The organism is Pseudonocardia lacus, assembly GCF_018531445.1.
Lineage (GTDB): Bacteria > Actinomycetota > Actinomycetes > Mycobacteriales > Pseudonocardiaceae > Pseudonocardia > Pseudonocardia lacus.
On the sequence record NZ_JAHDTH010000098.1, the window covers coordinates 17,727 to 29,330 of the forward strand.

Below are 11,604 nucleotides of genomic sequence, written 5' to 3' on the forward strand. Positions count from 1 at the left end.
CCATCCCACCGCGCCGCCCGTGAGGCGCCGGTGAGCCCTCCCGTCCGGGCGGTGGTTCGGTCAGCGTTTCGCTGACCGAACGAAGGCGTCAATCTATCGTTGACACAGTGGGGACCCCGTCGAGAACGAACTTGCTGCGCGGTGGACCGGTCCACGATCGCGACAGCTTCGTTCTCGACGGGCCGGGTCCGGCCGGGAGGACGGGTCAGAGGACGCGGGTGGCCAGCGGGAGCAGGCCGCGGGTGCGCAGCTTCGTCACCCGCACCGACGCCCCCGTGTACGGCGCCTCGATCATCCTGCCGCCGCCGATGTACATGGCGACGTGGTGGATCGGGGCGCCGCCGTTGCGGTAGAAGACCATGTCGCCGGGGCGGAGGTCGGCGATCGGGACCTTGCGCCCGGCGTTGTACTGGTTGCGGCTCACCCGCGGCAGCCGCACCCCCGCGCCGCTGAACGCGTAGAGCATCAACCCCGAGCAGTCGAAGCCCACGCGGTCCAGCGGGGAGCCGAAGCGGTCCGGGATCCCGGTGCTGGGGCCGCGGCCGTTGCCGCCGCCCCAGACGTACTGCACGCCCAGCTGCGACATCGCCCGGTCGATGACCCGGCGCACGGCGGCGCTGCCGCGGGCGGGCGGCCCGTCGCCGACCGCGACGACCCGGCTGCTGGCCTCCTCGCGGGCGGCCCGGTCGGCCGCGGCCTGCTCCGCGGCCACGCGGGCCAGCCAGTCGTTGTAGCGGGCGCGCTGGGCGCGCAGCCCGGCGTCGCCTGCCTCGGCGGCCTCCAGCCTGCGCTGCAGTTCGACCCGCTGGGCGTTCAGCTCGGCCAGCCGGGCGGCGTGCTCGCGGGCGGCCTGGTCCGCGGCCCCGAACGCCGAGTCGGCCTCGGCCTTGGCCCGCTCCGCCTCGGCCGCGCGGTCGCGGGCGTCCTGCAGGGCCGCCCGGGCGCCGGCGTCGGCGTTGGCCTTGTCGACCCGGGCGCGCTCCAGCCCCTCCTGGGCGGCGAGCTGCGAGCGGGCGATCGCGTCGTTGAACTCCGCCCGCGCGACCAGGTCCTCCGGGCCGCTGGCCGCGGTGAGCAGCCCGAGCGGGCCGTTGTCCAGGCCCTGCTGGTAGGTCGCCACGACGAACTCGTCGAGCCGGTCGCGGGCGGACTCGATCGCCGCCGAGGCGGCCTCGGTCTCGATCCGCGCCGCGTCCGCCCGCCGGTTCGCCTCGGCCGCGGCCTCCTGCGCGATGTTGAGCGCGACGAGCGCGGCCTCCGCGCTCTCCCGGCTCAGCGCCAGCTCGGCGGCCAGGTCGTCGGTGCGGGCGTCCAGGTCGGCCAGCTCGGAGGTCAGCCGACCCACCTCGCCGGCACGCTGGGTCACCTCCTGCTGACTGCGCTCCAGCTCGTCGTCGCCGGGATTGGGTGGCGGGGCCGGCTGCGCCACGGCGGTCCCCGTGCCGCTGAGCAGCGCGATCAGAACCACGAGCGCGACAGCCGCACGCCGCATCGACCCCTCCCCCTCCGCGCACCGTTCGGTCCGCGTCACTCGTCGTCACGGGCGCGGCGGATGCTGCCATTCGTCCGCGGCGTGTCCCGTCAGGCACACCAGAACGGACGCACAATGTCGGCTGATCGGGTGAGTTGAGATGGCGATCTGGCGACGATTCCGTAGTTACACGGTGCATTCCGCTTCCCCGAACCGACACCATCACTGCGACCCCGAACGGGGGGCCACGACATCAAGGAGTGCAGCGGTGAGTGACAACGGGCGAGGCGGACCGCCGGACGGGTGGCCCGGACAGGGGGGTCCGGGACACGGTCAGCAGGTGCCCCCGCCCTATCAGGGCGGCGGCGCCGGTGGCGGCTGGTACGGCCAGGGCCAGCAGCCGGGCTACCCCCAGCAGCAGCCGGGCTGGGGTCCGCCGCCGCAGGGCCAGCCCTACCCGGGCCAGCAGCAGGGTTGGGCGGGTCAGCAGCCCACCGCGACCCTGCCCGGTGGTCCCCCGCCCGGCGGGCCGCAACCCGGCTGGGGCGGTGCCCAGCCGCCCCCCGGCTACAGCGCCCCGCCGCGCCGGCGCGGGCCGATCATCATCGCGATCGTGGCCGTGCTGGCGCTGGCCGGCGGTGCGTTCGGCGTCGTGACCTGGCTCAGCGGGCGCGGTGGCTCCGACACCCCCGCCGCCGCGCTGCAGGCGTTCACCCAGGATCTGAACTCGCAGAACCTCATCGACGCGGCCAGCCGGCTGCACCCCGCCGAGGCCCAGCTGGCCGCCGACGCGGGCGACGTCCTGGTCGACGAGCTCGTCCGGCTGAACGTCCTCAAGCCCAACGCCGAGCTGGGCCTGGGCTCGATCGAGTTCAAGGACCTGCAGATCGACGAGGCCGCGGCCGAGCAGGTCCGCGACGACCTGGTCATCAACAAGGTCACCGGCGGGCAGATCATCTCCCAGCAGGGCTTCGGCGACCTCCCGTTCACCGACGAGTTCGCGCAGAAGGCCTTCCCGGACGGCATGGTCCCCACGACCAACGCGCCCACCACCGTCGACATCAAGGACCTCGTCGAGCAGAACGGTGAGCCGCTGCGCATGGCCAGCGTCAAGGTCGGCAGCGAGTGGTACGTCAGCCTCTTCTACACCGCCGCCGACTACGGGCTGCGGGCCGAGGGCGAGCAGTGGCCCGCCCAGTCGGTGCCGGCGGTGGGCGCCGACACCGCGCAGGCCGCGGTCCAGGACACCGTGCAGGCGATCCTCGACCAGGACATGCGCCGGATCATCGAGCTGATGGACCCGGCCGAGCTGCAGGTCCTGCACGACACCGGCGAGGTGATCATCGACAACGCCGGGACGGGCAGCCCCAGCGGGGCCAAGCTGCTGGAGCTGGAGACCACCGAGACCACCGTGCGCGGGCACACCGCGCTGCAGCTCAAGCGCGCCGTGATCGAGGCCGACGGGTCGCGGGGCACCATCGAGCGCGACGGCGACTGCATCGTGGCCACCGAGGACGGCGGCGCCCCGCAGCGGGTCTGCTCCGCCGACATCCTCGACTCGCTCGGCGACGCGGGCGACCCGACGCTGGAGCGGCTGGCGCCCCGGGTGGTCCAGGCGATCTTCGACGTGCAGATCGTGACCAACGAGGTCGACGGGAAGCACTACTTCTCCCCCGGCCAGACCACGATCAGCCTGTTCGGCAGCGCCCTGGGCGTGCTGGAGCCGCAGGACATCACCGCGCTGCTGGAGTCGGCCAACTGACCCGAGCGCGCTGACCGGACGCGGCACGCCCGACCCGCTCGATCAACCCAATCGATCAACGAGGACCCCGTCCCAGGTGGGACGGGGTCCTCGTGCGTGCACCCCGGTTCGACGGGATAACAGGACAAGCGTACTGTTTGGGGAGAGCGGGGTCGTCGGTGCGCCCGGGACGGGGTGCGCCAGACTCCGGACCCACCCGGCGCCCACCACCGCAGGAGGACTCGACAGTGGCCACGAACAGCCCAGTCACCAACCCGGACAGCTTCGGCGCCAAGGGCACGCTGCAGGCCGGTGGTGCCGAGCACGAGATCTACCGGATCTCCGCCGTCGACGGCGCCGAACGGCTGCCCTTCAGCCTGAAGGTGCTGCTGGAGAACCTCCTGCGCACCGAGGACGGCGCCAACGTCACCGCCGACCACGTCCGCGCCCTGGCCGGCTGGGACCCGGCGGCCGAGCCCGACACCGAGATCCAGTTCACCCCCGCCCGGGTGATCATGCAGGACTTCACCGGCGTGCCCTGCGTCGTCGACCTGGCCACCATGCGCGAGGCCGTCACCGAGCTCGGCGGCGACCCGTCGAAGGTCAACCCGCTGGCCCCGGCCGAGCTGGTCATCGACCACTCGGTGATCACCGACGTGTTCGGCACCCCGGACGCCTTCGAGCGCAACGTCGAGTTCGAGTACAGCCGCAACAAGGAGCGCTACCAGTTCCTGCGCTGGGGCCAGGGCGCCTTCGACGAGTTCAAGGTCGTCCCCCCGGGCACCGGCATCGTGCACCAGGTCAACATCGAGCACCTGGCCCGCGTCGTGATGACCCGCAACGGGCAGGCCTACCCCGACACCCTCGTCGGCACCGACTCGCACACCACGATGGTCAACGGCCTGGGCGTGCTGGGCTGGGGCGTGGGCGGCATCGAGGCCGAGGCGGCCATGCTCGGCCAGCCGGTGTCGATGCTCATCCCCAAGGTCGTCGGCTTCAAGCTGACCGGGGAGATCCCCGCCGGGGCCACCGCCACCGACGTCGTGCTGACCATCACCGAGATCCTGCGCCGCCGGGGCGTGGTCGGGAAGTTCGTCGAGTTCTACGGCGAGGGCGTGAGCGCGGTGCCGCTGGCCAACCGGGCCACCATCGGCAACATGAGCCCGGAGTTCGGCTCCACCGCGGCGATCTTCCCGATCGACGAGGAGACGGTGCGCTACCTGACCCTCACCGGCCGTTCCAAGGAGCAGATCGCGCTGGTCGAGGCCTACGCCAAGGAGCAGGGCCTCTGGCACGACCCGTCGCGCGAGGCCGTCTACTCCGAGACCGTCGAACTCGACCTGTCGACCGTCGTGCCCTCCATCGCCGGGCCCAAGCGCCCGCAGGACCGCATCTCGCTGACCGAGTCCAAGGAGGCGTTCCGGTCGGTGATCGGCGAGTACGCCGGCACCCCCGACGCCACCGACCCGGACGACGCCGCCTCCTCCGGCTCGTCGGTCGACGAGGCCGGCGAGGAGAGCTTCCCGGCCAGCGACCCCGCCAGCCCCTCCGCGCACGGCAACGGCGACGGCGGCAAGCCGCGGGTGGCCGTCTCGGCCGCGGCCGGCGCGCACGGGCGGGTCAGCAAGCCGACGCCGGTGACCATGGCCAACGGCACCAGCTTCGACCTCGACCACGGCGCCGTGGTGATCGCCTCGATCACCTCGTGCACCAACACGTCGAACCCGTCGGTCATGCTCGGCGCCGCACTGCTGGCGAAGAACGCCGTGGACAAGGGCCTGGCCGTCAAGCCGTGGGTCAAGACCTCCATGGCGCCGGGCTCGCAGGTCGTCACCGACTACTACGAGAAGGCCGGGCTCTGGCCCTACCTGGAGAAGCTGGGCTACCACCTGGTCGGCTACGGCTGCACCACCTGCATCGGCAACTCCGGCCCGCTGCCCGAGGAGATCTCGGCCGCGGTGAACGAGGCCGACCTGGCGGTCGTGTCGGTGCTGTCGGGCAACCGCAACTTCGAGGGCCGCATCAACCCCGACATCAAGATGAACTACCTGGCCTCGCCGCCGCTGGTGATCGCCTACGCGCTGGCCGGCACGATGGACTTCGACTTCGAGACCCAGCCGCTGGGCCAGGACACCGACGGCACCGACGTCTTCCTGCGCGACCTGTGGCCCTCCGCGGCCGACGTCCAGGCCACGATCGACTCCACGATCACCCAGGAGATGTTCACCAAGGACTACGCCGACGTCTTCGCCGGCGACGAGCGCTGGAAGTCGCTGCCCACCCCGGAGGGCGGCACCTTCGAGTGGGACCCGGAGTCCACCTACGTCCGCAAGCCCCCGTACTTCGAGGGCATGGCCACCGAGCCCGCGCCGGTGGAGGACATCGCCGGGGCCAAGGTCCTGGCCCTGCTGGGCGACTCGGTCACCACCGACCACATCTCGCCGGCCGGTTCGATCAAGGCCGACACCCCGGCCGGGCAGTACCTGATCGAGCACGGGGTGGACCGGAAGGACTTCAACTCCTACGGGTCGCGGCGCGGCAACCACGAGGTGATGATCCGCGGCACGTTCGCCAACATCCGGCTGCGCAACCAGTTGCTCGACGGCGTGTCCGGCGGCTACACGCGCGACTTCACCCAGGACGGGGCCCCGCAGGCGTTCATCTACGACGCCGCGCAGAACTACGCCGCCCAGGGCACCCCGCTGGTGGTGCTGGGCGGCAAGGAGTACGGCTCGGGGTCCTCGCGCGACTGGGCGGCCAAGGGCACCGCGCTGCTCGGGGTGAAGGCCGTGATCGTGGAGTCCTTCGAGCGGATCCACCGCTCCAACCTGATCGGGATGGGTGTGCTGCCCCTGCAGTTCCCGCAGGGCGAGTCGGCCGCGTCGCTGGGCCTGGACGGCACGGAGACCTTCGACATCTCCGGGGTCACCGCCCTCGACGAGGGTTCCACCCCGCGCACCGTCCACGTGACCGCGACCAAGGACGGCGGCGAGAAGGTCGAGTTCGACGCGACTGTCCGCATCGACACCCCTGGTGAGGCCGAGTACTACCGCAACGGCGGCATCATGCAGTACGTGCTGCGCGGCATGCTGCGCGGCTGATCCCGCCACTCCGCCGACGGGCGGGCACCCGATCCGGGTGCCCGCCCGTTTCGCGTTCCCGGGCCGAGCGCGCCAGCAAATTGTACTGTAGGGTACAAACGAACCTGTACCGCGCGATACAAACCGGAGGGCGCATGCGTACCGAGCCCCGCACCGCGAAGGGCCGTGCGACCGTGGAGCGCGTGCTGGACGCCGCCTGCGACCTGTTCGCCCAGCAGGGCATCCGCGCCACCACGCTCGACCAGGTCGGCGCCCGCTCGGGCACCGGGCGCGGCCAGCTCTACCTCTACTTCGCCGGCAAGTCCGACCTGGTCGCCGCGGTCGTCGCCGTGCAGGTGCGGCGGGTGCTCGACGGGCAGCGACCCCTGCTGGAGGCGATGGACTCCGCCGCGGACGTCCGGGCGTGGTGCGCCGCAGCCGAGCGCTGGTACGACGCCGACGCCCCGGCGCGCTGCCCGATCGGCTCGCTGGTGCACGAACTCGGCGAGGACGACGCCACCGCGCGCGCCGCCCTCGCCGACGGCTTCGAGCGCTGGCGCGCCGCGATCGCCGACGGCCTGCGCCGCGTGCACGAGCGCGGCGAGCTCGCCGCCGGCGTCGACCCGGACACGGCGGCCGGCGGCCTGCTGGCCGCCTACCAGGGCGGGGTGCTGCTGGCCGGGGCCACCGGCGACCTCGGGGCGCTGCGGCTCGCGCTCGCGACCTTCCAGGCCACGGTGCTGGCCGATCGGCCCCGCTGACCCGGCACGACCCCGACCCAGGAGGGCGACGTGGTTCTCGGAGTGGTGCTGGCGATCGCCGCCAGCACGGCGTACGGGCTCAGCGACGTGCTGAGCGGCTCGGCGGTGCAGCGCCACTCGACGGCGGCGGTGGCGCTGTGGTCGCAGGTGACCGGGCTCGTCCTGCTCGGGCTCGTGGCACTGGTCGTGCACCCCGCACCGACCTGGCCGGCGACCTGGTGGGGCCTCGCCGCCGGCGCGCTGGCCTCGGTCGCCCTGCTGCTGTTCTACACCGCCCTGCAGCGCGGCCGGACCGCGATCGTCGCCCCGGTGGCCGGGTCCGGGGTCGCCATCCCGGTGGCGGCCGGGCTGCTGGGCGGCGAACCGCTGGCGTGGCCGGTCGCCGTGGGAGTGGTTGCCATCGCCGCCGGGGTGCTCGTGGTCGCGGCCACCGGAGGGGGCGACGGCCCGGACACCAGCGGCACGCCCGATTCGCCGCACCCGAGGCTGTTGCGCTCCGGCCCGACCGCGGCCCGCCCCGTCCCCGCCCACGACGGGTGCACCCCCGGCGACGACGTGCGCTCGACGCGGTCGTCGGTCGTCCTCGCGGCGCTCGCCGCGGTCGGCTTCGGCGCCTTCTTCGTCGTCCTCGACCTGGCCACCACCGCCGCCGGCGAGGGCCTGGGAGCATCGGTGGCCGTCACGATCGCGGTGCAGGTCGGCGCGCTCGCGGTGACCGCGCTGGTGGCGGCCGGGCACACCCGCGACTGCCTGGTGCCCCGCCCGGGTCTGCTGGCGAGCGCCGCGGCGGTCGGGCTCACCGACGTCGTCGGCGACCTGGCGGTGGTGGCCGCGGTCGGTGCCGGGCCGCTGGCCGTCGTCGGGCCGCTGGCCTCGCTCGACCCCGTCGTGTCCGTGCTGGTCGCCGTGGCGGTGCTCGGCGAGCGGCTGCGCGCGGTGCAGGCGGGCGGCATCGCCGCGGTGCTGGCCGGTGTCGTGCTGGTGGCGCTCGGGTGATCCCGGGCTCGCGGCGTCAGGTCAGCGACCCCGGGTCGGCCGGCACGTCGACGGCGTGCGCCCGCAGCAGCTCCAGCGGGACGACGTCGGCGGCCCGCTGGTGGGTCGAGGCGAGCACCACCGGCGCCGCCACGCCCGCGCGGGCGGCCTGCAGCCAGCGCACGGCCACCACGCACCACCGGTCGCCCGGGCGCAGCCCCGGGAAGCCGTACTCCGCCCGCGGGGTCGTCAGGTCGTTGCCGACGCTGCGCTGGTGCTGGAGGAACTCGCTGGTCACGACGGCGCACACGGTGTGGCTGCCGACGTCCTCCGGACCGGTGCTGCAGCACCCGTCGCGGTAGAAGCCGGTGAGCGGGTCGGTGCCGCACGGTTCCAGCGGGCCGCCGACCACGTTCAGCTCCTCCGCCATGGGCCCAGCCTGCCACGGGTCGCGGCCCGACGGCGCGCCGACGGGCCGGTCAGCCGGCGCGGCGGACGGCGGTCGCGGCCAGCGTCGTGTACGGCAGCGTGAAACCGCCGCCGATGCCGTCGACGGCCGTCCCGACGGCGTCGAGCACCCGCGCGAGCGCATCGGCGGGCAGCCGGGTGAGCGCGCCGGTGGTGGGCAGGTGGTCGAGCCACTGGTCGCGGGTGTAGGACTGCTCCCACTCGAAGCTCCACTGCTCGGGCTCCGCGAAGCCCCCGGCCCGCCGCATGCCGTCCGCGAAGGTGACGAAGCCCGCCCGGTAGGTCTCCAGCGCGCTGCGCCCGGCGCTGCTCGCCGCGGCCGCCGCGAACGGCGAGTCGGGCGCGACCCGGGCGAACGCCTCCGCGAACGCCCCGGACACCGCGGGCGGGGCCGCGAAGACGTGCGCGAAGACCGCCAGCCGCCCGCCCGGGCGCAGCACCCGCGCCGCCTTGGCCGCGCCGACCACCGGGTCCACCCAGTGCCAGGACTGGCCGGCGACGACCGCGTCGAACTCCCGACCGGACGGGTCCCAGTCCTCGAAGGTCGCCACCTCGACGTCGACGCCGGTGCTCCGGGCGTACGCGGCCATCCGCTCGTCGGGGTCGACACCGAGCACCGTGGCGCCGGCCGCCCGGAACTGCCGGGCCTCGATCCCGGTGCCGCAGCCGACGTCGAGGACGTCCGGCCCCGGAACCGTGCTGAGGATGCGCTCCACCAGCGCCGGTGGGTAGGACGGCCGGGCGCGGTCGTAGCGCCGCGGGTCGACCCCGAAGGACTCCGCGACCTGGCGGTGCTGGTGGGGCTGGGACGATGGGGGGAGAGCCTGGTCCCCGACCGGAGTGGGCATGCGCCCACCTTAGTGGGCATTCGCCCACTCTGCCACCGGGTACCTCGCGCACGGGAGGAGAGCCGTCCGCATGCCCACCGGGGTGCACATCCGCGACGCGCGCCAGCAGCTGCTCGACGCGGCCGAGCGCGTTCTGCTCCGCGCCGGGCCCAGCGGGCTGACCAGCCGCGCGGTCACCACCGAGGCCGACGTGGCCAAGGGCGTCCTGCACCGGCACTTCGCCGACTTCGACGACTTCCTCGCCGAACTCGTCCGCGACCGCATCGCCCGCGTCGCCGGCCACACCGCCGCCCTGCGCGCCACCGCCGGCACCGCGACCGTCGCCGCCAACCTCACCCGCGCCCTGGTGGAGGTGTTCGACCCGGTCGCCGTGGCGGTCGTCGGACTCGTCGTCTTCCGCGACGAACTGCGGGCGCGCCTGCGCGACACCGCGCACGCCCCCGGCGTCCCGATCCTGACCGAGGCCACCGCGGCCGTCGCCGGCTACCTGGGCGACGAGCGCGAGATGGGCCGCATCGCCGCCGACGCCGACGTCGACGCGCTGGCGCTCGCGCTCGTCGGCGGCGTGCACCTGCTGCACGCCGGACGCCGGCCCACCCCGCCGTCGGCCGGCGCCGTCGACCTCGTGGTGAGCGCCGTCGTCGCCGACGTCGTGCAACGCCGGCTGCTCTGACGTCCCTCCCCCGCGGCCGTGCGGGGCGGCGACCGGAGGTCGTCGTTTCGCTGACCCCAGGAAGGTGTCAATGAATCGTTGTCAGAGGGGAGCACCGCGGTGCCGCCCGTCGCGACGACTGCTTGCCCGGCAGCGCGCCGCAGGGGTCCCCGTTGACGTGATCCAGCGGCCGGCGCCGCCGGCCCGGTCGTCGTCATCAGATCGCCGGTCGGATCAAGGCCGAGGTTGCCACTCCTCTCCCCCGACCGCGCGAGTCGTCGGAAGGCTGACCGGAGGACGGCGTCAATGATTCGTTGTCGGGCGGGGCATATCGCTCGCGGTACCGGTCGCGGCGTGCGACGTTGATCGGGTGGTGCTGCTGGCCGGTCTCGTCGTCGCGGTCGGGGCGCTCGTGCAGGGTGCGGTCGGGTTCGGGATGGCGCTGGTGGCCACTCCCCTGCTGGCGATCATCGACCCGGCACTGGTGCCGGTGCCGCTGCTGCTGGTGACGACCGCGCACGCGGTGCTCGCCCTGCTGCGCGAGCCCCGCGGGGCCGACTGGCGCGGCGTCGGGTGGGCGCTGCTCGGCCGGCTGCCGGGCACGGCACTGGGGGTGCTCGCGGTGGCGCTGCTGCCGACGCGGGCCTTCCTGGCCGTCGTCGCCGGAGTCGTGCTGGTCTGCGCCGCGCTGTCGGTGGTCACCTGGCGCCCGCGCCCGACGGTGCCCGCGCTGCTGGTCGCCGGGGTCGTGTCGGGGGCGGGCGGCACCGCGGCCGCCATCGGCGGGCCGCCGGTGGCGCTGCTCTACCAGGACCGCGACGGCCCGCGCGTGCGCACGACGATGGCGGCGTACTTCACCGCGGGCTCCGCGGTGTCGATCACCGGACTGCTCGTCGGCGGCCAGATCGACACCGACCACCTGCTCGCCGGGGCCGCCCTGCTGCCGGCCATGGCCGCCGGCTTCCTGGCCTCCGGTCCGGCGCGTCGGCTGGTCGACCGCGGCTGGGTCCGCCCGGCCGTCATCGGGGTGTCGGCCGCCGGGGCCGTGGTGCTGCTGGCGCAGGCCGCCCTCGCCTGAGCAAGAACCCGGTACCCGGTGTCTTCGCAGGGGCGGTGTGGTCGGCGCAGAGTCCACAGCACCTGCGAGGACCACGGCGACTCTGCGAAGACGGCGTCGACCCCGCCGCGCCGGGCCGCGAGCGACCGGTGAACGTGCGTGGCCACCGCTAGTCCGCGGCCGGGCCCTCGTAGAGCAGGGTGTCGTCGGCGGCGTAGGCGCGGACGGTCAGCGCCCGGGGGTCGGTCGGGGCACCGGGTGGGGCCTGCCCGACGAACGTCCCGCCCGCCACCGCGACCGACCAGCGCCCGTCGCCGGACCCGACCTCCATCCGGACCACCTCCGGTCGCACCGGGCCGGCGACCAGGTCCGGGGGCACGTCCGGCAGCGGGGGCAGCCAGGCGAACGGGCGCGCCCCGGCCGCGTCGTCGACGGCGCCCGGCCCCCACGACCGCAGCGGCGTGACCTCGCCGGGGGCCGCCGAGCAGCCGCCCACCGCCGAGCCGTGCGCGGCCACCAGCAGCGACGCCGGCTGCCCCGCCCGCCGGTAG

At 74.4% G+C, this 11,604-nt stretch carries 9 protein-coding genes and 1 pseudogene; 6 read left to right on the forward strand and 4 right to left on the reverse strand.

Annotated elements, in window-relative coordinates:
- Positions 1–205: 205 nt before the first annotated feature.
- Entirely contained in the window at positions 206–1,492 is a 1,287-nt protein-coding gene (locus tag KIK08_RS20670) for an NlpC/P60 family protein (protein WP_214404855.1), read from the reverse strand.
- A 319-nt stretch (positions 1,493–1,811) separates the two neighbouring features.
- On the opposite strand from KIK08_RS20670, the gene KIK08_RS20675 reads away from it, so the two are divergent.
- The 4 genes from KIK08_RS20675 to KIK08_RS41805 all read left to right on the forward strand — a co-directional run bounded on the left by KIK08_RS20675 (position 1,812) and on the right by KIK08_RS41805 (position 8,049).
- On the forward strand, positions 1,812–3,233 hold the full coding sequence (locus tag KIK08_RS20675) for a hypothetical protein (protein ID WP_214404856.1): 1,422 nt from the start codon (positions 1,812–1,814) through the stop codon (positions 3,231–3,233).
- Positions 3,234–3,460: 227 nt separating this feature from the next.
- Positions 3,461–6,313 (forward strand): aconitate hydratase, encoded by a 2,853-nt coding sequence (locus KIK08_RS20680; protein WP_214404857.1) that lies wholly within the window; start codon positions 3,461–3,463, stop codon positions 6,311–6,313.
- Between the two features lie 134 nt (positions 6,314–6,447).
- A complete protein-coding gene (locus KIK08_RS20685) occupies positions 6,448–7,053 on the forward strand; it encodes a TetR/AcrR family transcriptional regulator (RefSeq protein ID WP_214404858.1) in 606 nt (201 codons plus the stop codon).
- Between the two features lie 30 nt (positions 7,054–7,083).
- Positions 7,084–8,049, forward strand: a complete 966-nt coding sequence (locus tag KIK08_RS41805) for an EamA family transporter (RefSeq protein WP_214404859.1) — start codon at positions 7,084–7,086, stop codon at positions 8,047–8,049.
- Positions 8,050–8,065: 16 nt separating this feature from the next.
- Here the strand turns inward: KIK08_RS41805 and KIK08_RS20695 are convergent, their stop codons facing one another.
- Together KIK08_RS20695 and KIK08_RS20700 are read right to left on the reverse strand one after the other, a co-directional pair.
- Positions 8,066–8,458 (reverse strand): DUF2237 family protein, encoded by a 393-nt coding sequence (locus KIK08_RS20695; RefSeq protein ID WP_214404860.1) that lies wholly within the window; start codon positions 8,456–8,458, stop codon positions 8,066–8,068.
- A gap of 49 nt (positions 8,459–8,507) precedes the next feature.
- Entirely contained in the window at positions 8,508–9,344 is an 837-nt protein-coding gene (locus KIK08_RS20700; protein ID WP_214404861.1) for a class I SAM-dependent methyltransferase, read from the reverse strand.
- Between the two features lie 70 nt (positions 9,345–9,414).
- Between KIK08_RS20700 and KIK08_RS20705 the strand changes: the two genes are divergently transcribed.
- Positions 9,415–10,017 (forward strand): TetR/AcrR family transcriptional regulator, encoded by a 603-nt coding sequence (locus KIK08_RS20705; RefSeq protein WP_214404862.1) that lies wholly within the window; start codon positions 9,415–9,417, stop codon positions 10,015–10,017.
- A 349-nt stretch (positions 10,018–10,366) separates the two neighbouring features.
- A complete protein-coding gene (locus tag KIK08_RS20710; RefSeq protein ID WP_214404863.1) occupies positions 10,367–11,074 on the forward strand; it encodes a sulfite exporter TauE/SafE family protein in 708 nt (235 codons plus the stop codon).
- A 148-nt stretch (positions 11,075–11,222) separates the two neighbouring features.
- Here the strand turns inward: KIK08_RS20710 and KIK08_RS20715 are convergent.
- Positions 11,223–11,604, reverse strand: a pseudogene (locus KIK08_RS20715) (hypothetical protein); the annotation flags it as partial.

Bases quoted from the DNA above. Each gene is read 5' to 3' on its own strand.
- KIK08_RS20670 (WP_214404855.1), bottom strand. From the start codon at position 1,492: ATGCGGCGTGCGGCTGTCGCGCTCGTGGTTCTGATCGCGCTGCTCAGC.
- KIK08_RS20685 (WP_214404858.1), top strand. From the start codon at position 6,448: ATGCGTACCGAGCCCCGCACCGCGAAGGGCCGTGCGACCGTGGAGCGC.
- KIK08_RS20695 (WP_214404860.1), bottom strand. From the start codon at position 8,458: ATGGCGGAGGAGCTGAACGTGGTCGGCGGCCCGCTGGAACCGTGCGGC.
- KIK08_RS20700 (WP_214404861.1), bottom strand. From the start codon at position 9,344: ATGCCCACTCCGGTCGGGGACCAGGCTCTCCCCCCATCGTCCCAGCCC.
- KIK08_RS20705 (WP_214404862.1), top strand. From the start codon at position 9,415: ATGCCCACCGGGGTGCACATCCGCGACGCGCGCCAGCAGCTGCTCGAC.